At 74.1% G+C, this 20,171-nt stretch carries 20 protein-coding genes; 7 read left to right on the top strand and 13 right to left on the bottom strand.

The features are described from left to right. Positions 1–55 precede the first annotated feature (55 nt). The 4 genes from ACR68M_RS14530 (at position 56) to ACR68M_RS14515 (ending at position 3,069) form a co-directional block, all read left to right on the top strand. Positions 56–1,768 carry a pyruvate dehydrogenase gene (locus tag ACR68M_RS14530; RefSeq protein ID WP_441251616.1) on the top strand — a complete coding sequence of 571 codons (1,713 nt, stop codon included), beginning with the start codon at positions 56–58 and terminating at the stop codon, positions 1,766–1,768. A 76-nt stretch (positions 1,769–1,844) separates the two neighbouring features. Next, a complete protein-coding gene (locus tag ACR68M_RS14525) occupies positions 1,845–2,429 on the top strand; it encodes a helix-turn-helix domain-containing protein (RefSeq protein ID WP_441250903.1) in 585 nt (194 codons plus the stop codon). Positions 2,430–2,446: 17 nt separating this feature from the next. Continuing rightward, on the top strand, positions 2,447–2,587 hold the full coding sequence (locus ACR68M_RS14520) for a DUF6126 family protein (RefSeq protein ID WP_441250902.1): 141 nt from the start codon (positions 2,447–2,449) through the stop codon (positions 2,585–2,587). A 59-nt stretch (positions 2,588–2,646) separates the two neighbouring features. Next, positions 2,647–3,069 (top strand): DUF2690 domain-containing protein, encoded by a 423-nt coding sequence (locus tag ACR68M_RS14515; RefSeq protein ID WP_441250901.1) that lies wholly within the window; start codon positions 2,647–2,649, stop codon positions 3,067–3,069. Between the two features lie 25 nt (positions 3,070–3,094). Here ACR68M_RS14515 and pdxR read toward each other — a convergent pair whose 3' ends face one another. Then, positions 3,095–4,522: a MocR-like pyridoxine biosynthesis transcription factor PdxR gene (gene pdxR, locus ACR68M_RS14510; RefSeq protein WP_441250900.1), complete on the bottom strand. Its 1,428-nt coding sequence runs from the start codon at positions 4,520–4,522 to the stop codon at positions 3,095–3,097. Between the two features lie 86 nt (positions 4,523–4,608). On the opposite strand from pdxR, the gene ACR68M_RS14505 reads away from it, so the two are divergent. Both ACR68M_RS14505 and ACR68M_RS14500 read left to right on the top strand, forming a co-directional pair. After that, entirely contained in the window at positions 4,609–5,088 is a 480-nt protein-coding gene (locus ACR68M_RS14505; RefSeq protein ID WP_441250899.1) for a carboxymuconolactone decarboxylase family protein, read from the top strand. Between the two features lie 96 nt (positions 5,089–5,184). Next, positions 5,185–6,027, top strand: a complete 843-nt coding sequence (locus ACR68M_RS14500; protein ID WP_441250898.1) for an isocitrate lyase/PEP mutase family protein — start codon at positions 5,185–5,187, stop codon at positions 6,025–6,027. A gap of 35 nt (positions 6,028–6,062) precedes the next feature. Here the strand turns inward: ACR68M_RS14500 and ACR68M_RS14495 are convergent, their stop codons facing one another. Next, positions 6,063–6,290 (bottom strand): hypothetical protein, encoded by a 228-nt coding sequence (locus tag ACR68M_RS14495; RefSeq protein WP_441250897.1) that lies wholly within the window; start codon positions 6,288–6,290, stop codon positions 6,063–6,065. A gap of 179 nt (positions 6,291–6,469) precedes the next feature. Here ACR68M_RS14495 and ACR68M_RS14490 point away from each other — a divergent pair, with 179 nt between their 5' ends. Then, on the top strand, positions 6,470–9,097 hold the full coding sequence (locus ACR68M_RS14490) for a WD40/YVTN/BNR-like repeat-containing protein (protein WP_441250896.1): 2,628 nt from the start codon (positions 6,470–6,472) through the stop codon (positions 9,095–9,097). Positions 9,098–9,186: 89 nt separating this feature from the next. Here ACR68M_RS14490 and ACR68M_RS14485 read toward each other — a convergent pair whose 3' ends face one another. The 11 genes from ACR68M_RS14485 to ACR68M_RS14435 all read right to left on the bottom strand — a co-directional run bounded on the left by ACR68M_RS14485 (position 9,187) and on the right by ACR68M_RS14435 (position 20,050). Then, on the bottom strand, positions 9,187–10,293 hold the full coding sequence (locus ACR68M_RS14485) for a cytochrome P450 family protein (protein WP_441250895.1): 1,107 nt from the start codon (positions 10,291–10,293) through the stop codon (positions 9,187–9,189). Further along, positions 10,257–11,711: a cytochrome P450 gene (locus ACR68M_RS14480; RefSeq protein ID WP_441250894.1), complete on the bottom strand. Its 1,455-nt coding sequence runs from the start codon at positions 11,709–11,711 to the stop codon at positions 10,257–10,259. Before ACR68M_RS14480 ends, ACR68M_RS14485 begins: the two co-directional genes overlap by 37 nt. Continuing rightward, entirely contained in the window at positions 11,708–12,343 is a 636-nt protein-coding gene (locus ACR68M_RS14475) for a GTP-binding protein (protein WP_441250893.1), read from the bottom strand. Before ACR68M_RS14475 ends, ACR68M_RS14480 begins: the two co-directional genes overlap by 4 nt. After that, a complete protein-coding gene (locus ACR68M_RS14470) occupies positions 12,321–12,686 on the bottom strand; it encodes a DUF742 domain-containing protein (protein ID WP_441250892.1) in 366 nt (121 codons plus the stop codon). Before ACR68M_RS14470 ends, ACR68M_RS14475 begins: the two co-directional genes overlap by 23 nt. Further along, entirely contained in the window at positions 12,683–13,096 is a 414-nt protein-coding gene (locus ACR68M_RS14465; RefSeq protein WP_441250891.1) for a roadblock/LC7 domain-containing protein, read from the bottom strand. The genes ACR68M_RS14470 and ACR68M_RS14465 overlap by 4 nt, the downstream gene beginning before the upstream one ends. Further along, a complete protein-coding gene (locus tag ACR68M_RS14460) occupies positions 13,080–14,573 on the bottom strand; it encodes an ATP-binding protein (protein WP_441250890.1) in 1,494 nt (497 codons plus the stop codon). Before ACR68M_RS14460 ends, ACR68M_RS14465 begins: the two co-directional genes overlap by 17 nt. Positions 14,574–14,690: 117 nt before the next feature. Next, complete coding sequence (locus ACR68M_RS14455; RefSeq protein ID WP_441250889.1) at positions 14,691–16,871, bottom strand: SpoIIE family protein phosphatase; 2,181 nt, start codon at positions 16,869–16,871, stop codon at positions 14,691–14,693. A gap of 208 nt (positions 16,872–17,079) precedes the next feature. Next, positions 17,080–18,144, bottom strand: a complete 1,065-nt coding sequence (locus ACR68M_RS14450; RefSeq protein WP_441250888.1) for a PP2C family protein-serine/threonine phosphatase — start codon at positions 18,142–18,144, stop codon at positions 17,080–17,082. Positions 18,145–18,312: 168 nt separating this feature from the next. Next, positions 18,313–18,516 (bottom strand): hypothetical protein, encoded by a 204-nt coding sequence (locus tag ACR68M_RS14445; RefSeq protein WP_441250887.1) that lies wholly within the window; start codon positions 18,514–18,516, stop codon positions 18,313–18,315. 122 nt (positions 18,517–18,638) lie between these two features. Then, positions 18,639–19,211 (bottom strand): TetR/AcrR family transcriptional regulator, encoded by a 573-nt coding sequence (locus tag ACR68M_RS14440; protein WP_441250886.1) that lies wholly within the window; start codon positions 19,209–19,211, stop codon positions 18,639–18,641. Continuing rightward, on the bottom strand, positions 19,211–20,050 hold the full coding sequence (locus ACR68M_RS14435; RefSeq protein ID WP_441250885.1) for an alpha/beta fold hydrolase: 840 nt from the start codon (positions 20,048–20,050) through the stop codon (positions 19,211–19,213). The genes ACR68M_RS14440 and ACR68M_RS14435 overlap by 1 nt, the downstream gene beginning before the upstream one ends. Between the last annotated feature and the right edge of the window lie 121 nt (positions 20,051–20,171).

Raw genomic sequence — 20,171 nt, 5'->3', positions numbered from 1 at the left:
CGACCTGTGACCGGACGGCGAGCGGAGGAGCCCCGTGGGCAGCGTGGCCGAACAGATGGTGGAGGTGCTCCGGCAGGCCGGGGTCGAGCGGGTCTACGGAGTGGTCGGCGACAGCCTGAACCCCGTCGTGGACGCCATCCGCCGGGCCGAGGGCATCTCCTGGGTGCACGTCCGCAACGAGGAGGCCGGAGCCTTCGCGGCCGCCGCCGACGCCGAGCTGACCGGCACGCTCGCGGTCTGCGCGGGCTCCTGCGGGCCCGGCAACACCCACCTGATCCAGGGCCTCTACGACGCCCAGCGCTCCGGCCTCCCGGTGCTCGCCCTCGCCTCGCACATCCCGTCCGGCCAGATCGGCACCGGCTTCTTCCAGGAGACCCACCCCGAGCGGGTGTTCACCGACTGCAGCAGCTTCTGCGAGCTGGTCAGCACCCCGGCCCAGCTCCCGCGCCTGCTCAGGGTCGCCGTGCAGCACGCGCTCGGCGCGCGCGGCGTCTCGGTGCTGGTCTTCCCCGGGGACGTCGCCGCGCTCCCGGCCGCCGGGCCGACCGGCCGGAGCAACTTCCTCACCGAGCAGGCCGTCGCCGCCCCGCCCTGGAGTCAGGTGCAGGAACTCGCCACGGCCCTCAACTCGGCCGCCGGCGTGGCACTCTTCTGCGGCGCCGGGGTGCGCGGCGCCCACGCCGAGGTGCTGGAGCTCGCCGCCCGGGTGCAGGCGCCGGTCGGCCACTCGCTGCGCGGCAAGGAGTGGATCCAGTACGACAACCCGTACGACGTCGGCATGAGCGGCCTGCTCGGCTACGGCGCCTGCCACGAGGCCCTCCAGAGCGCGGACCTGGTGCTGCTGCTCGGCACCGACTTCCCGTACGACAGCTTCCTCCCGCAGGCCCGGACGATCCAGGTCGACCACGACGCGACCCGGCTCGGCCGCCGTACGCCGCTCGAACTCGCCGTGCACGGCGACGTGTCGGCCACCCTGCGGGCCGTGCTGCCGCTGCTGGAGCAGAAGACCGACCGGGGCTTCCTCGACTCGATGCTGGAGAAGCACTACCGGGCACTGGAGGGCGTCGTCGGCGCCTACACCAGGAACATCGAGAAGCACCTGCCGATCCACCCCGAGTACGTCGCCGCCGTGCTGGACGAACTCGCCGCCGAGGACGCGGTGTTCACCGTCGACACCGGCATGTGCAACGTCTGGGCCGCCCGCTACCTCACCCCGAACGGGCGACGGCGGGTGATCGGCTCCTTCCTGCACGGCTCGATGGCGAACGCCCTGCCGCACGCGATCGGCGCCCAACTCGCCTGCCCCGGGCGGCAGGTGGTCTCGATGTCCGGGGACGGCGGGCTCGGCATGCTGCTCGGTGAGCTGCTCACCGTGGTCAAGCACCGGCTGCCGGTCAAGACCGTGGTCTTCAACAACGGCGCGCTCGGCATGATCAAGCTGGAGATGCTGGTCAGCGGTTACCCGGAGGCGGAGATCGACAACGGCGACGTCGACTACGCCGCGATCGCCCGCGCCGCCGGGATGCCCGCCAAGCGGGTGACCGACCCGGCGCAGCTGCGCGGCGCTCTCGCCGAGATGCTGGAACGCCCCGGCCCGGCCCTGCTCGACGTCGTCACCGACCCGAACGCGCTCTCCATCCCGCCGCGCATCACCGCCGCCCAGCTGCGCGGCTTCGCCCTGGCGGCGGGGCGGACGGTGCTCTCCGGCGGCGTCGGCCGCATGATCGACCTGGCCCGGAGCAACCTGCGCAACATCCCCCGGCTCTGAAGCCGCCTCCCTGAGTCCGCCTTGCCTCTGAGGCAAATTTGTTGCCTCTGCGGCACGCCGGGTGTGGACTGGCCCCATGAGTGAGGACCAGGAGGTCGAAGGCCTCGGAGCCCGGCTGCGCGAGCACCGGCTGAGCAGCCGCTACACCTTGGAGACGGCCGCCGCCCGGGTCGGGCTCTCGCCAGCGTACCTGTCGCGGCTGGAGACCGGCCGACGGCAGCCCTCGCTGCCGGTGCTGCTCGGGCTCGCGCGGGCGTACGGCACCAGTGTCGCGGGCCTGCTCGGCGAGACACCGGGGGAGGCCGACCCCGTGGTGCGGGGCGGGGTGATCGAGCCCGGCCTGGCCGGCGGCTGGGGCTACCGCCGGGCCGGGGCACCCGGCCGGGCGATGCAGGCGCTGCACGTCCAGGTGCCGCCCTCGCTCCAGGACGCCGTCGTCCGCATCCACCCGGGCGAGGAGTGGCTCCACGTCACCCGGGGACGGCTCCGGCTCACCCTCGGGGAGCGCACCCATCTGCTCGAACCGGGCGACTCGGCGCACTTCGACTCGCTCACCCCGCACTGCATCGCCGCCGACTCGGCGGACGGTGTCGAACTGCTCTTCCTGCACACCCTGCTGCAGAGCCCCGGTGGAGAACTCTGCCTGGGCACCCCGCACTGACCCGAGGAGGACTCGGCATGACCCAGCAGACTCCCAGCACCGACGCCGGGCACCGCACCGACAACCGGGTGTGGATCCGGGCCGTCATCTACGTCGGCGTCACGCACTTCTTCGCCGGGTTCGTGATCCTGCTCTTCGAACTCGGTTCGCGGAAGTAACGCGCCTGGGTCAGCCTGAAGGGGCGTCAGCACACCGCCCGCCCAGCTCAGGAGGCCCCATGCGTACCGTCAGGAATGCCGCCACCCTCACCGCCGCCCTGCTGCTCGCCGCCACCGGGGTCGCCGCCCTCCCCGGCACCGCCTCCGCAGCAGGCAGTTGCAGCGGCGCGGGCTGCACCGGCAAGGACCCGCAGGCGGCGGGCTGCGGCGACGACGCCGTGACGTCGGCCTCCTTCTCGGGCGCGTCCGTCCGGGTGGAGCTCCGCTACAGCCCCAGCTGCCACGCCGCCTGGGCCAGGGCCGCCGGCGCCCCCGCCGGGCAGGCCCTCTTCGTCGAGAACACCCGGGGCGCCAAGCGCCAGGTGAGCATCCGCAACGGCCAGACCACCGTCTGGACCACGATGATCGACGGCACGGTCAAGGCCCGCGCCTGCCTCGGCCCGGCCAACAGCGACGCCATCACCTGCACCGGCTGGGCCTAGAGCCTGTCTGACACCCCCGGCGCCGTCACAGCTGGAGCAGCGTGCAGAGGGCGTCGAGCGCGCCCGGGAAGGCGTGTTCCGGGGGTGTCCCGTAACCGATGACCAGGGCGGGCGGGGCCTCGGGGGGTGGGCCGGCCTCCGGGGTCCGGAAGAAGCTCATCGGGTGCAGCCCGAGCCCCAGCCAGCGTGCCTGTTCGGCCAGCTCGCGCTCGTCCAGCGAGCCGGGCGGCAGCCGGAGGACGGCGTGCAGCCCGGCGGCGATGCCGGTGACGCGGACGTGGGGGGCGCGGGCGGCGAGGGTGGCCGTCAGCAGGTCGCGGCGTCGGCGGTAGCGCAGACGGCTGCGTCGGACGTGGCGGTCGAGGCCGCCGCTGGTGATCAGCTCGGCCAGGGTGAGCTGTTCGAGGGCGCCCGACTGGTTGTCGGCCAGCTGCTTCTGCCGGGTCACCGGCTCGACCAGGTCGGCGGGGAGGGCGAGCCAGCCGAGCCGCAGGCCGGGGGCCAGGCTCTTGCTGGCGGTGCCCGCGTAGACCACCCGCTCCGGGTCCAACGCCTGGAGCGCGCCGACGGGTTGGCGGTCGTACCGGAACTCGCCGTCGTAGTCGTCCTCGATCACCACCCCGCCCGTCCGGCGGGCCCAGGCGACGGCCGCCGCCCGGCGCGGGGCCCGCAGCGCGACCCCGGTGGGGAACTGGTGCGCCGGGGTCAGCACCACCGCCCCGGCGGCCGTGCCGTCGAGCAGGTCCGTCCGGGCGCCGTCCTCGTCCAGCGGCAGCGCGATCGTCGCCGGCCCGGCGGCGGTGATCACCCGCTGCTGCGGCGGCAGCCCGTACTCCTCCACCGCGACGCTCCGGGCGCCCCGCTCGTGCAGCGCCCGGCAGACCAGGCCGAGCCCCTGGGTGTAGCCCGAGCAGACCACGATCCGCTCGGCGTCCGTCCGCACCCCGCGCACCCGGGCCAGGTAGTCGGCGAGCGCCTGCCGCAGCTCGACCCGGCCGCGCGGGTCGGAGTAGCCGAGCGCCGAGTTCGGCGCAGCGGCGAGGGCCCGGCGCCCGGCCGCGAGCCAGGCCGTCCGGGGGAAGCGCGACACGTCCGGGCGGCCGGGGGTGAGGTCGTGCCGGACGGCGGGCGCGCGCTGAGGCGCCACCGGGGCGTGCGAGGCCGAGGGCGCCCCGCGCTCGGCCACCACCGTGCCCGAGCCCTGCCGGGCCGTCAGCCAGCCCTCCGCCACCAGCTGCGCGTACGCCTCCGCCACGGTGTTCCGGGCCACCCCGAGATCGGTGGCGAGGGTGCGTGAGGCGGGCAGCCGGGTGCCCGGGGCGAGCCGCCCCTCCCGGGCCGCCGTGCGCAGTGCGTCCTCCAGCGCCGCCCGCAGGCCGAGGCCCCGGGCCCGCCCGGCGGACAGGTCGAGGTGCAGATCGGTGCCGAAACCGGCCCAGGAGTCCAGAGGCATGACGTCAACCAATCACGGATTGGCCCAGGAAAACGAGCCGGAGGTTCACCAGCCTGGCGGGCAGCTCTGCTCCTAGGGTGGGAGGCATGACGAACCAGAGCGAGCCCTACGCCCCCGCCCCCGAGCAGCGCTTCTCCATGCCCGAGCTGGCCTCCGAGTGGTACCGCGCGATGATCGACCTCGACCGCGCCTCGCGGACGGCCGTCGACCCGCTGCTCGCCGAACTCGTCCGCACCCGCGCCTCCCAGGTCAACGGCTGCGCGTTCTGCCTGGACATGCACACCACCGACGCCCTGAAGCACGGCGAGCAGGCCCACCGGCTGCACACCCTGGCCGCCTGGCGCGAGACGCCGTACTTCACGCCGCGCGAGCGGGCCGCCCTCGCGCTCACCGAGGCCGTCACCCTGGTCACCAGCGGGCACGTGCCGGACGACGTCTACGAGGAGGCCGCCAAGCACTTCGGCCCGCAGGAGCTGGCCCAGCTGATCGCGGTGATCATCTCGATCAACTCCTGGAACCGTGTCGCCATCGCCAGCCGGATGAGCCCCGCGCCCAAGGAGAACTGAGCCCCCCGGCAGGGCCTCCAGGAGGGCCCCCGCCGAGCTGACGCAACGTCGCGGAACCGCTGTCCATCGCCCGACCCGAGCTGACAGGCTGCCAGCATGACGAATCAGCACCACAGCACCGACCAGCAGACCAAGGCCCGTACCCTGCACGACCTGCACCGACCGGGCACCCCGCTGGTGCTCGCCAACGTCTGGGACGCGGCGAGCGCCCGGCTGGTCGCCGAGGCCGGCGCCCCGGCGATCGCCACGGCCAGCGCCAGCGTCTCCTGGACGCTCGGCGCGCCGGACGGCGGCGGGCTCGACCGCGACCGCGCGCTCGCCCAGACCGCCCTGATCGCCGCCGCCGTCGACCTGCCCGTCACGGCGGACCTGGAGAGCGGCTTCGCGGACACCGCCGAGGGCGTCGGCGAGACCGTCACCCGGCTGCTCGCCACCGGCGCCGTCGGCGTCAACCTGGAGGACGCGGACCACGCCACCGGCGAACTGCTGCCGCTGGCCGAGGCCGTGGAGCGGATCGCGGCGGCCCGCGCGGCAGCCGAGGCGGCCGGTATCGACCTCTACCTGAACGCCCGGACGGACGTCTTCATGCTGGGCGTCGGCGAGCCCGAGGAGCGGCTCGGCCTGGCGATCGCCCGCGCCGAGGCGTACGTCGCGGCGGGCGCCAGCGGCATCTTCGTCCCGGCCCTGATCGACCCGGACTCGGTGGCCGCCTTCGTGAAAGCCGTGCCCGTGCCGGTCAACGTGCTGGCCTTCCCCGGCGCGCCGAGCATCGCCGAGCTGGCCGGGCTGGGTGTCGCCCGGGTCAGCCTCGGCCCCGGCCTGGCCAAGGTCGCGTACGCGGCGGTCGAGCGGGCGGCCCGGGAGGTGTACGCCTCCGGCACGTACGGCGCGCTCGACGGCGGGCTCGACTACGGCCGCCTGAACGGCCTGTTCCAGTAGCGTCACCCCCCGTCACCCCCCCCGGTCCGGGTGGGCTACTTGGCCGGCGTCCGGTCGAGGTTGTCGCGGATGTCGGCCGCGTAGGAGCCGAGCAGCGGAGCCCCGGAGAGGTCCCTGAGCGCGGCGTCCGTCTCGGCGAGCTTGCTGTCGGGGGCGGGGGCGGGGGCGGGGGCGGGGGCGGGGGCGGGCGCCGCGTTCGCGACGGGGGCGGCCAGTGCGAGACCGGCCATGGTGAGGGCGGCGAGCGCCGCGATCTTCTTCATGGCCGGTCCAACGAGACGCGGGCCCACCGGGTCACCCGGCTGCCGGGTCACAAAGATTCGGTCAAACTTCCGCCAGGGCGTATCGGGCCCGCCATGATCTGTGGTCGAGTCTCCCCGGCCCCGTCGCCAACACCTATGGGCGACAGGGCCTTTGGTCAGTCATGACTGGGGAGGAACTGTTGTCGGCACCCACCCGTAACAGGCGATGGCTCACGATCTGTGCCGTCGCCGCGACCATGGGCCTGATCGGCGTACCGGCGAGTGCCGCCGCCCGCCCGGGTACTCCGTACGGCCTCCGGCTGATGCAGGCGAAGGCCCACCAGCCGGGCGGCGCAGCGGCGTTCAGCGCCAAGGCGGCCGGCGAGGGCGACGGCGGTGAGGCGGACGCCGTCCAGGAGGGCGCCGACCAGCGCGCCGAGGCCCGCACCTCGCCCGGCATCGTCGCGCCCGGTGCCTTCGGGGCGGCCTGGGCCCAGCTGACGGCGCTGCCGCAGGCGGGCGGTGACTGGAAGCACCTGACCGGGCTCCCGTACGACTCGGACGACCCGCGCTACCGCGACACCGACTCCAACTCCAGTGCGGGGATGGGCAAGGTGACCGGCCGCGCGGCGGCGGTCGTCGCCGACGACCGTGGCCACGTGTACGAGGGCAGCGCGGGCGGCGGCGTCTGGCGCTCCTCGACCGGCGGCGGCCACTGGCAGCCGATCAGCGACCAGCTTCCCACCCAGGCGACGGGCGCGCTGGCCCTCGACGGGCGCGGCAGGCTCTGGCTCGGCACCGGCGAGGCCAACACCAACTCCGACGCCTACCTCGGTGCGGGTGTCTTCGTGCTCGCCCACCCCGAGGACGGCGAGTTCGGCCCCCGCAGCCGGGTCGGCGGGGCCGAGCTGGACAGTGCCACCGTGCACGCCATCCGGTTCGGCGGCGACCGAGCCTGGGCCGCCACCAGCAAGGGCGTCTGGAGCCACTCGCTCAGCGACCTGACCGGCCCCTGGCAGCTTGAGTTCGCGCCCAACCCCGACTACCTGCCCGGCGGCCCGCTGGCGGCCGACCCGAACGCCCCGTACAAGAACATCACCACCGACGTCGCCATCGACCCGCGCGACGCCTCGAAGGTGGTGCTCGCCGTCGGCTGGCGCGGCGGCGACAGCTACAACGGCTTCTACACGAAGACGGCCGGGAGTTGGCAGCGGCTGGCCTCGCTCGGCGACCTGCCCGCCGACGCCGCGAACGTCGGCAGCGTCACCTTCGCCCGCTCGGCGGACGGCTCCCGCTACTACGCGGTCGACCAGTCGCCGCAGCAGCTCAACAACGACCCGAGCAGTGCGCTGGCCGGCATCTTCGTCTCCAAGTCCGGCTCGCCGATGGGCCCCTGGACGCGAATAGCCGACTACCACCAGCTCGCCGCGTCCGGCTCCGGCCTGACTCAGGAGAGCGACCTGCCTGGCCAGCAGTCCTGGTACGACCAGTCGTTGCAGGTCGACCCGACCAACCCCGACCACGTCTACGCCGGGCTGGAGGAGATCTTCGAGACCTCCGACGGCGGCGCGAACTGGAAGGCCGTCGGGCCGTACTGGAACTTCAACTTCAGCTGCTGGAGCATCGATCCGACCAAGCAGACCGGTGACTGCTCGCCCACCACGCACCCCGACCAGCACGGCCTGGCCGTCGGCAGCTACCAGGGCAGGCCGTACCTCTTCGCAGGCAACGACGGCGGTCTGTACCGCCGCCCGCTGGTCGGGCAGACCGACGCCGCCGGCCACGCCACCGACTGGACCTCGCTCAACGACGGCACCATCGACACCCTCCAGTACTACTCGGTGGGCATCGGCAAGGACCCGGCCGGCCACGGCGTCGCCGTCAACGGCGGCCTCCAGGACAACGGCCAGTCGATCCTGCGCCCGCGCGACCGGGTGATGGGCTCCAACTTCGGCGGCGACGGCGGCGACACCCTCACCGACCCGGCGAACGGCTGCAACATCGCCCAGGAGTACGTCTACCTCGCCGTCAACGTCACCCAGAACTGCGGCGTGAACGACGGCAGTTGGCTGACCGACCCGAGCAAGGCGACCTCCTTCGCCGTCGCCCCGCCCGACAACGCGCTCGGCGGCGCGGGCGCCCGCTTCATCGCCCCGCTGAGCACCGACGTGAAGAACAACGCGGTCTGGGTCGCGGGCGGCCGGCACGTCTGGGTGCAGACCCAGGGGTACGCCATCCGCTCCTCCGACGCCTGGAAGGCCGCCTACGACCTCGGTGCCGGCCACGTCGCGACGGCGGTCGCGGCCTCCGGCGGCAAGGTGTACGCCGCCTGGTGCGGCCCCTGCAACAACCAGGGCTTCACCCGGGGCATCGCCGTCGGCAACGCGGACGGCACCGGCTGGCAGCAGCTCACCCTCCCCGCCGACGGCTCGGGCGTGCCCAACCGCTACCTCAGCGGCCTGACCGTCGACCCGGCCGACTCCACGCACGTCTACCTGGCCGTCAACGGCTTCTCCCGGCACTGGACGGAGGGCCCCGGCACCGGCCTCGGCCACCTCTACGAATCCCGGGATTCGGGCGCCCACTGGACGGACATCAGCGCCAACCTCCCCGACGCCCCGGCCGACTCCCTGGTCGTCACCCCGAACGGCGGCCTGGCCCTCGCCACCGACCTCGGTGTCGTCTACCGCGCCCCGCACCGCACCACCTGGCAGCGCCTCGGCGAACTCCCCGCCGTCGCCGTCGACCAACTGAAGATCGGCCCCGACCACCGCCTCTACGCCGCCACCCACGGCCGCGGCCTGTGGAGCATGTCCCTCGACGACTGAGCCCACCAGGGGCGCGGGGAACTGCGCGAAACCGGAAGGCGCTGTCCGATGCCTTCCGCAATCGCGCAGTTCCTCGCGCCCCCCTGTGGCTAACGCTGCACGCGCAGCTCCCGTACGCCGTTGCTGATGAACGACCCGATCGGCTCCGGAGCCTCCCCGGGCGCGAGCGACAGCCCGGGGAAGCGTCCGAAGAGCTCCCGCAGTGCGGTCTCCGCCTCCAGCCGGGCCAGCCCCGCGCCCAGGCAGAAGTGCGGCCCGTGCCCGAGCGAGAGGTGCTTCGCCGGTGCCCGGGTGAGGTCGAAGCGGTCGGCCTCCGGGTGGTGGCCGCTGTCCCGGCCGGCCGCCGCGTACGAGGCGATCAGGGCCTCGCCGCGCCGGATCAGCACGTTGCCGACCTCGATGTCCTCGATCGCGTACCGCAGCGGGAACTGCCCGACGGGCGAGTCGTACCGCAGCGTCTCCTCGACCACGGTCGCCCAGGAGACCTTGCCGTCGAGGACCAGCCGCAGCTGCTCCGGGTGCGCCAGCAGCGCGCGGACGGCGTTGGTGATCAGGTTGAGCGTGGTCTCGTGCCCGGCGACGAGCATCAGCAGCAGCGTGCCGACCAGCTCCTGCTCGCTGAGCCGGTCGGTCTCCTCCCGGGCGGCGATCAGATCGGTCGTCAGGTCGTCGCCGGGGCGGGCCCGCTTCTCGGCCACCACGGAGGCGAGCAGCGCGAACAGGCCCTGCTGTGCGGCGATGGCGGCGGCCGGGGTGGCGGAGCTGCTGACCATGGTGTCGGAGAGCTCGTGCAGCTCGTCCTGCTGCGCCAGCGCCAGCCCGAGCAGCTCGCCGATCACCTGCATCGGCAGCGGGTAGGCGAAGTGCTCGCGCAGGTCGAAGTCGCCTTCCAGCTGGGCGACGTCGTCGAGGAGATCGCTGGTCAGCTGCTCGATCCGGGGCTGCAGGGCGGCTATCCGGCGCGGGGTGAACGCCTGGGTGACGAGCCCGCGCAGCCGCTTGTGGTCCTCGCCGTCGGCGGTCGTCATGCCCGGCACGGTGACGAAGTTGAGCAGCGGCCAGCCCTCCGGCAGGCGGCCCTCCCGGAAGGTGTTCCAGAGCTGGGCGTTCTTGCCGACCCGGGGGTCGTTCAGCAGCTGCTGGAGCGTCTCGTGGTGGGTTATCGCCCAGACCACCACCCCGCCAGGGAGTTCCACCAGGGCCGCCGGTCCGGCTGCCCGGAGGCGGGCGTTCTCGGCGTGCTGGTCGCGTCCGAAGGGGTCGAGGGCGACGGCGTCGACGGAGCTGGAGTCGACTCTGCCGGGGGCGCGACTGCCGGGGATGTCCATGCGGGCCTTTCAGGTGCGGGGGTGCGCGGCGGGGTGAACGCGCTGTACAGGACGGGCAGCGAGACGAGAGCCCGCGACCACGGCGACGGTCGCCAGGCCAACTCGTGCCCGGACACCGCGAGTTGCAGATCGGGGAGGCGGTGCAGCAGGGTCTCGACGGCGGTCTCGACGATCAGCCGGGCCGGGTGCTGGGCCGGGCAGACGTGCTGACCGGCGCCCCAGGCCAGGTGGGCCCGGTTGCCGCCGACCCCGCCCGCACCGTGCACGGCTGGGTCGGCGTTGGCCCCTGCCAGCCCGAGCACGAGCATGTCGCCCGCGCTGATGTACTGGCCGCCGAGCATGGTGTCGCCGGTCGCCCAGCGGCCGGGGAAGTTCTGCGTAGGCGGGTCGCGCCAGAGCACCTCGTCCAGCGCGTCCGAGACGGTCAGTCGCCCGCCCGTCAGGGTGGCCCGGAAGCGTCGGTCGGTGAGCAGCAGCCGCAGCGTGTTGCCCGTCCAGTTGATGGTGGTCTCGTTGCCCGCGACCAGGATGACCACCAGGTGGTGGACGGCCTCCTCGTCGGTCAGCCCGGCGGGGTGCGCCAGCAGCCAGGAGGTCAGGTCGGCGCCCGGTTCGGCCCGGCGGCGCCGCACCAGGTCGATCAGGATCGCCTGGAACTCGGCATTGGCCCGCACCGACTTCTCGCTGCTGTCCACGAAGTGACTGATCAGCTCGATCAGGTGCGGCCCGGTCTCGGCGGGCAGGCCGAGCAGCCGGGTGAAGACCAGCAGCGGCAGGCGGCGGGCGTACTGGCTGATCAGGTCGGCGGTGCCGTCCGGGCCCCAGCTGTCGATCAGGCAGTTCGCGGCGGCTTCGGTGGTCTGCCGCAGCTGCCGGTGGTCGATCCGGGCGAGCGTCTGCGCGACGGCGCCGCGCAGCCGCCGGTGCTCGGCGCCGTCCAGGTTGAGCAGGGTCGGCCGCCACGAGGTCATCGGCAGCAGCCGCGAGTCGGCCTTGAGCCGGCCCTCCCGGGGCACCCGCCAGCGGCGCGAGTCCTTCGAGAACAGCTGCTCGTTGCGGGTGAGTTCGAGCAGTTCGGCGTAGCCGAGCACCAGCCAGGCCTCGACGCCGGGCTCCAGCTCGATCGGCGCGACACTGCCGTGCTGCTCGCGCATCCTGGCGTACAGCCCGTGCGGGTCGTCGGCGACCGTCGCACCGTACAACGGCGTGACGGCCGGCGGGGGTTGGTGCGCCGGGCAGCCGGGCGGCGGAGCAGTGGTGGCCTGCTCGGGGCGGGGAGTCGTCATGCTCGGGGCTCCAGAACGGCGGTCGCGTGCAGGTGGGCGACGAAGTCGATCAGCAGGTCGTACGCGCCCTGGCGGTCCCGGGCGTCGCAGCGCAGGATCGGCACGCCGGGGAGCAGGTCGAGTGCCTCCCGGAGCTCCTCCTCGGGGTGGTCAGGGCTGTCGGGGAAGGCGTTGACGGCGATCGCGAACGGGATCTGCTGCTCCTCCAGCCGCCCCAGCACGTCGAAGCTCTCCTCGATCCGCCGGGTGTCGATCAGCGCGATCGCCCCGAGCGCCCCGCGCGAGAGGTCCTCCCAGAGCGGCCAGAAGCGCTGCTGGCCGGGGGTGCCGAAGAGGTAGAGCGCCAGCCGGGGGTTGAGGGTGATCCGGCCGAAGTCGAGCGCGACGGTCGTGGACGCCTTGCCGGGGCGGCCGGTGAGGTCGTCCACGCCGGCTCCGGCGGCCGTCATCGTCTCCTCGGTGCGCAGCGGCGCGATCTCGCTCAACGAGCCGACCAGGGTGGTCTTCCCGACGCCGAACGGGCCGGTGACGAGGATCTTCACCGCACCCCGGACGGTCGACGGCAGGTAGTCCGGTTCGGCAGCGGACAGCTCGGACAGCTCGGACGACTCAGCGGAGTTGGCGGAGGCCAACGAGTACCTCCTCCAGGAGCGTGGCGGGCAGCCGCTCGGCCTGCGGCACGGGCGGTATCACATGGACGGCGCCGAGATCCCAGAGGTCGCCGATCAGCACCTTCACGACGCCGAGCGGCAGCCGCAGATGGGCGGCGATCTCGGCGACGGAGAGCAGCTTGCGGCAGAGCGCGAGGATGCGCAGGTGCTCGCGGTTGAGCGTGCCCTCCTCGGTCTCGGGCAGCTCGCCGAGGCCCGGCCCGGCCGTCGGGGCGGCGCTGACCAGGCTCTCCAGGGCGAGCACGTTCCGGCTCGGGCGGCTGCGGCCCCCGGTGATCACGTACGGCCGGACGGGGCCGCTCAACGGAGCTCCCCGGCCGCGTGTTCCACCCGGGGCGGGCTGGTCAGGTGGGTGCCGATCCGCTCGACCAGCACCTGCATCTGATAGGCCACCAGCCCGGCGTCGACGGCATCGCTGGTCACCACCGCGAGGTGCGCACCGGCGCCGGCCGCGACCACGAAGAGGTAGCCGCCGCCGTACTCGATGATGATCTGCCGGGTGGTGCTCTGCTGCCCGCCGAACCCCTGGGCGACGCCCCGGGCCAGCGACTGGAGCCCCGAACAGGCGGCGGCGAGGCGCTCGGCGTCCTCCCGGGCGATCCGCTCGCTGCGGCCGATCTCCAGCCCGTCGCTGGAGACAACGACGGCGTGCTGGACCTCGGGGACGTTGACGATGTCGGCGAGCAGCCAGCCGAGGTCAGGATTCGGGGTCATGGAATTCTCCGGAGCGCTGGGGAGATCGGGGTGATCGGGGGGCGAACGGGGTGAAGGGGGTGAAGGGGGAAGCGTCGTACTGGTCCCGGGCGCCGTACTCGTCCGGGGCGTCGTACGCGTGGTGCGGGTCGACCGAGCCGTGGGACTCGTACGGCTGGTAGGGCTCGTAGGACTGGTCCTGAGCCTGGTACGGCTCCTGAGCCTGGTAGGGCTCGGGCGGCCGGGCGGCCGAGCGGCCGCTGGCGGTGCCGGCCTGGAAGAGCGCCATGAAGGTCTGCGCCTCCCGGGCCGAGCGCGGCGGTACGGGGGCACCGCCGAAGTCGTCGGGCTGCCGGGCGTGTGCCGCGCCGCGCCGGTTGGTGCGGCGCGGCAGGCCGCCGGCCGGCGGAGCGGGCTCCCGGGCGGGCTCCTGAACTGGTTCCGGGGCGCGCTCCCGGGTGGGGAGCGGCGGGGCGGCCTCCTGCACGAAGGGCTCCTGGAAGCTGTCCTGGAAGCCGTCCGGGAAGGTCTGCTGGTAGTCGCCAGGGAAGTTGCCCGGGAAGTCGCCCCGGAAGTCCTCCTCGAAGCCGCCCGGCAGCGGCGTCGGCAGCGGTTCGGTGAGCAGCGCGTGCGGGAGCAGCACCACCACCCGGACTCCGCCGTACGGCGAGGGCGCCGAGCTGAGGGTGGCCCGGAAGCCGTACTGCTCGGCCAGCCGGCCGACCGCCGCGAGGCCCAACTGCGGTACCTCGCCGAGTCGGGAGACCTCCAGGGTGGAGCCGCCGGCGAGGGCGGCGGCGGCCTTCTCCACGGCGTGCTCGGGCATGCCGACGCCGCCGTCGTCGATCTCGATGACGGCGCCGTTGTGGACGGGCATCAGGGTCACGAACACCTGTGTGCTGGGCGGCGAGTAGCGGGTCGCGTTGTCGAGCAGTTCGGCGACGGCGTGGATGAGCGCCTCGGCGGCGGCGCCGACCACGGCGGTCTCGATCCGGCTGCGCACCACCACGCGCTGGAAGGGGAGGATGCGGGACTGCGCGCCGCGCACCACGTCCTCCAGGGCGACGGGCTCGGGCCAGTGCCGTCCGGCGCGGGCGCCGCAGAGCACGGCCAGCGTCTGGGCGAGCCGGGCCTGTTGGGCGGCGGCGTGGTCGGCCTTGAGCAGGCCCTCCAGCAGCGCGGGGTCGTCGTGGGTGCGCTCCATCTCGTCGAGCCCGGCCTGCTGGTCGTGGGCCATCACCAGGATGCGGCGGGCGACGCTGAGGAAGGCGCGCTGGGTCGAGGCGTTGAGCTCCTGCTCCTGCATGACCGCGGCGCTCTCGGCGTCCCGCCGGGCGGCCTCGCCCGCCACCTGCTCGCGCAGGACGGTGAGTTCGCGGTCCCGCTCGGCCAGCCGGGCGCGCAGGGTACGGGTGACCGCGTGGTACCGGGCGGCGGCCAGTACCGAAAGGGCGGCGAGCACACCGGCTGCGGAGCTGAACCACTGAGTCGTCGTCACGCCGCGAATTCTAGGGCGATGGTGCTATCTACTGGTGAACAGTTCTGACGTTCTGTGACCTGGTCCCGACAATTTTTACCCTTATGGGCACCGGATCAGCCCTTTGACCAGCCCTTTTCAGCCAGTCGGCGCGATCCGGTGCAGCAGGAGCAGGGCGACGTCGTCCGGTCGCGAGTGCCGCTCGGTGACGTTCAGGGTGAGCAGATCGGCGAGCCGCTCCAGGCCGGAGGCCGAGGCGTCGGCCGGGTCGGCTTGCCTGGTCCAGAGCTCCAGGCCGCCGAGCATCCGCTGCACCGACTCGTCGTAGTCCTCGCCGCGGTCCTCGACCAGGCCGTCGGTGTACACCAGCAGGGTCTCGCCGTGCGCCAGGCTGCCGGTCGACAGCGGGTACGCACCGCCCGGGTCGACCCCGAGCGGCGGGCCGCCGGGCAGCTCCAGCTCGACGGCCCGGCCGCCGGAGAGCCGGACCGGTGGCGGGTGCCCGGCGCGGGCGCCGCGCAGCTCGCCGCTGGCCGGGTCGAGGGTGAGGTAGAGGCAGGTCGCGAAGAGGTCGGTGTCCAGCTCCGCGAGCAGCCGGCTGGTCCGGGCCAGGGTGGCGGCCGGGTCGTGCCCGTCGGTCGCGTACGCCCGCAGGCCGCTGCGCAGCTGGCCCATCACGGCCGTCGCCTCGGCGTTGTGGCCCTGCACGTCGCCGATCACCAGCCCGACCAGCCCGCCGGGCAGCCGCAGCAGGTCGTACCAGTCGCCGCCGATCTGCATGCCCTCGGTGCTGGGCAGGTAGCGGGCGGCGGTGGCCGTGCCGGGCAGCCGGGGCAGGCTGCGCGGCAGCATCGCGCGCTGGAGCTCCGTCGCCCGGTGGTGGTGGGTGTCGTAGAGCCGGGCCCGCTCCAGGGACTGCGCGAGGACGCCCGCGAAGGCGGAGTACATGGTGCGGTCCTCGCGGCTGAAGACCCGTGAGGTGGCGAAGGTGATCAGGCAGGAGCCGACCTGCCGCCCGGAGGCGACCAGCGGCAGCACCGCCCAGGCGGTCGGCGCCAGCGGGTTGCCGCTCGGCGGCGCGCCGGGCCCGCCGGGCTCGCTGAACAGCGGGGTCGCCACCGTCAGCGCGTGCTGCATGACTCCGGCGGAGAGGTCGTGCAGCCGGCTCAGCTCGCTCCGGTACGGGCCGCCGTAGACGGTGTGCGAGACGGGCAGCAGCCGGCCCTCCTCCACCAGGTCGAGCACCACGCTGGCCGCGCCCAGGGCCGGGCGGGCTATGTCGGTGAGCGCGGTGGTGACGTCCCGGACGGTGATCGCCCGGGAGAGCGTGCTGGTCAGCGACAGCAGCAGCGCCGAACGGGCCCCGGCGACGGTGGGCGCGGGCCCGGCGGCCGGTGGCGGCCCGGGGGGACCGCCCCGGTGCCGGTCGCCGAGCAGCCCGGCGACGCGCACCGGCCGCCCGTGCAGGTCCAGCAGCACCTCGCCGTTCTCCTCGACCGGGACGACCGCGCCGTCCGCCCGCACCACCCGGTAGCTCAGCCGGTACGGCCCGCCGGAGGCCAGCGCCTCGACCATCCCGGCCTGGAGATCGGGCAGGTCCTCCGGGTGCACCAGCTCGGCGAAGTCCGGTGCGGGCGCGGTCTCGGGCGGCGGCTCCAGGCCGAAGATCTCGTACGCCCGGGTGTCCCAGGTGGTCTCGCCGGTGACCAGGTCGCGTTCGAACGCGCCGACGCCGGAGGCCCGGACGGCGATCGTCAGCAGCGGCTGCGGGCTGGGCCGCCCGCCGGCCCTGACGCCCTCGGGGGCGTGCTCGCTGGACTGCACGTGGTCGATCAGGTGGGCGAGGCGGTGGGCGCAGGCCTCGGCCAGCGTCTCCAGCACGTCGATGTCCCGGCGCGGCACGGTGCCCCGGTGGGCCAGCGCCAGTGCGAGCACGCCGACGGTCGCGCCGTCCACCAGCAGCGGCAGGGTGGCGAGCGCGACCAGGCCGGTGCCCCGGCCGGTCCTGGTGTTGGGGTAGTCGGTGCTGGTCTGTTCGGGGCTGAGCAGCACCGGGCCGCGCTGGCGCAGCGCCAGCGCGGCGGGCAGGTCGCCGGCGGGGTCGACCAGGCTGTAGCGCTCGTGCGCCCACTCGGGCAGGCCGTGCGAGGCGGCGAGCCGCAGCATGCCGTCGCCGTCGAGCAGGTACAGCGCCGAACCTTCGCCGGTCACCCAGGCGGGGCCCTCGGCCAGGATGGTGCCGAGCAGCTCGGCGGCACTCCCGCAGCGCAGCAGCAGCCGGACGCAGCGCATCGCCGTCCGGGCGGACTGGGTCCGCATCCCGTCCTCAGGAGGGAGCCACGGCGAGCTGAGGTCCATGGGGAGTACCCGGCCCTTCCCGCTCGCGCTCCGGTACTACGTAATGCTCAACATCCTAATTTCCAAGCCCCCGAATGGCCGGTTCTACGACCCCGCCACGCCGTGCGGGCCGCACGCGACCGCCGCTGCCGCCGCTGCCTCGGGCCCCGCTGCCTCGGGCCCCGCTGCCTCAGGCCCCTGCGCCGAGTCGCCGCACCACGACCACCGTCCGGTCGTCGGCCACGGTCGCCGCGACCGTCCGCAGCAGCTCCGCCGCCGGGTCCGCCGGCGAGCCGTACCGCAGCAGCGGCCCCGCCGCCACGAGCAGCCGGGCGATGCCCGCGTCGATGTCCTCGCCCGGTACCTCCACCAGGCCGTCGCTGTAGAGCAGCAGTCCGTCGCCGTGGTCGAGCCGCCCGGCCGCCGCCGGGAAGGACGCCCCCGGCAGGATGCCCAGCGCCGGGCCCCCGTCCTCCAGCAGCCGCCAGCTGCCGCCCGCCGCCCGGCGGTAGTGGGCGGTCGGCGGGTGCCCGGCGTGGAACAGCCGGTACTCCCCGCTGGAGGGCCGCAGGGCGAGGTGCACGGCGGTCGCGAACTCGTCCTCCCAGTCGAGCCGGCAGAGGTAGTCGTTGGCCCTCGGCAGGAAGGACTCCGGCGGTACGGAGCCGAGCAGCATCGCCAGCGCCCCGGAGAGGTGCATCGAGCGCGCCGCCGCCCGGCTGCCCTTGCCGGAGACGTCGACCAGCACGACCTCCAGCAGGTCGCGCTCCGGCCGCTGGGAGCTGAGCACGAAGTCGCCGGAGAAGAAGTCCCCGCTGACGGGCGCCAGTGCCCGGTGGAACTGCCAGTCGAGCAGCTGCACCGGCAGCCGCCCGAGCGCCCGGGTGCGCTCCGCGAGCTCCAGCAGCATCGAGTCGCCCCGGGTGCCGCGCAGCCCCAGCCGGGTCCGGTAACGCGAGGTCAGCAGCACCACCACGGCCGCCGCGACGACCACCAGCGCCGAGCCCGGCCGCACCCCGTAGGGCCTGCGCAGCAGGACGTCCAGCACCAGCCCCACCGCGACCGGCCCGAGCAGCATCAGCTGCCGCCGGGTGTGCAGCACGAACCCGCCGCAGATCACCGGGAAGACCAGTGCGGACGGCGGGCAGATCTCCGGGTACTCGATCGCGATCCAGGTCAGCGCCCCGGTGAGGGCGGTCAGCAGCCCCAACGCGCCCCGCTCGGCCTGCGGATCACCGTCCAGCAGCCGGCTCATCCACCGCCCGAACGGCCCGCGCCGCACCCGCGCTCCCACACGCCGCGCCACTGTCGTGACTGCGGGCACCCGGACCTCCGCTGCTACATCGGGACAATTCGCCCAATCTAGCCTGCGCCGGGGCTCAACGGCGGGTGGCCGCGGGTGGCCGCCTCCGGGCTGTCGGTCCTACTGGCCGTCGGACTCGCCGTACGACGGCGTGCTGCTCGCCTCGACCGGGCGCAGCCCCCACGCGCTGCGCGCCACGGCGAACGCCCGCCGGACGGCGCCCCCGAGGCCCTCGCCCGCCGGGGCCGGGGCGGCGGCGGTGCGGGCCGGGGCGGCCGTGCGCTGGCTCGGGATGAGGCCGGTGCTGTGCGCCGTCCGCGTCATGTGCCCACATCCTTGCTGAGATCCACTGGTGCCCGAACCATATGGTTACCCAGGCTGCCGACAGTCTCGCGGGTGTCCGGCGACGGATTGGTCTCGGAATCCACCCGAATCGGTACCAGCTGTCACGCGGACGGGGGCCAGCTGCGCAGACCGTCCGTCAGGACCCGGACCAGCCGGTCCTGTGTCACCGTCAGGTCCGCCGCCAGCTGGAAGGCCCCGCCGGTGGCCAGCGCGGCGTACCCGTGCGCCATCGAGCGGACCGTCCGGGCCGCGTGCACGGCCTCCGTCCCCGCCAGGCCGTAGCCCCGGAGCACGGCGATGATCACGCCGACCAGCCGGGCGGCGGCCTCCCGCAGGTCGGCGTCCGGCTGCGGGGCCTGCGGCAGGGCCGCGTACCGGTAGGGGTACCGCTCCGCGTAGCCCAGGTAGGCGGCGAACAGGGCCGCGACCGCGTCGTCCCGGCTGCGCCCGAGGACGGCCTCGCCGAGGGCCTCGGCGAGCTCCTGGGTGACGCGTACCGAGACCAGTCGGCGGAGTTCGGGCAGGCCGCCGGGCACGTGCTTGTAGAGCGAGGGGGTCGCGACGCCCGCCCGGCCGGCCACGGACGCCAGGGTCAGCGACTCGGGGCCCTTGTCGTCGATGATCTCCAGGGCGAAGCCGACCACGGCCGCCGGGGTGAGGCCGACCCGGGGCATCAGGCCACCTCGGCGAGGAAGGGCAGCAGCGCGTCGGCGGTGGCCTGCGGGAACTCGGCCATCGGGTAGTGCCCGGCGCCCTCGATCATCACCTTGCGGGCGTTCAGGGCGGCGGCCTGGCGGTCGGCGACGACGGCCGGGTCCGGGAAGTCGGGGTCCTTGGTGCCCATCACGACCAGCGCGGGGCAGCTGACGGCGGAGCTCCAGCCGACCGGCGAGGAGTCACCGAAGACGTAACCCCGGGTGGCGGCCTTGCGGCCGGGGGTGCGCAGCGCGGCGACCAGCCCGGCGACGTACTCCTCGAAGTCGGCGGGCTTGGCGCTCGGGTAGGCCATCTTGCGGAGGTAGAGGCCCCAGACCGAGGGGAGGCGCAGCAGGGTGTGGCCGAGCGCCTTGACCACGAGGCGCTGGAGGGCGTTCTGCGGGAGGTTCTCGATGAAGCCGTCCAGCAGGGCGATCCCCGCGACCCGCTCGGGGGCGAGCCCGGCGGCCTTCACGACCGTGGCGGCGGTGTACGAGCTGCCGACCAGGGTGGCCCGCTCGATGCCGAGGTGGTCGAGCAGAGCGAGCACGTCGTCGGCGATCGCGGCGGGGGAGTAGTCGTCCCAGGCGATCGAGGACTCGCCGAAGCCCCGGACGTCCATGGTGATCACCCGGTGCCCCGCCCCGGCCAGCAGCGGGCGCAGGTGCCGGTAGGCGGCGCGGGAGTCGAGCATGCCGGGCAGCAGCACGATGGGGGTGCCGGTGCCGGAGACGGTGTCGTCGAAGGCGATCCGGCCACCGGGGAGGTCGAGGTGACGGGTGGTGGTGTGGTCGGGGGTGGTGGCGGTGGCGTTCATTGCGGTCTCCTCGGGGCCGTTGCGGTGTTCCCTATAGCCATAAAGCTAAGGCTAATAGCCTTAGCCGTCAAGGGGGTGCCGCGAAGCCGTGCGGTACGGTCGCGAAGGATCAAGGAACCCG

It is taken from the genome of Kitasatospora sp. McL0602 (assembly GCF_052076145.1).
GTDB lineage: Bacteria > Actinomycetota > Actinomycetes > Streptomycetales > Streptomycetaceae > Kitasatospora.
This window is presented reverse-complemented; position numbering and strand designations above follow the sequence as displayed.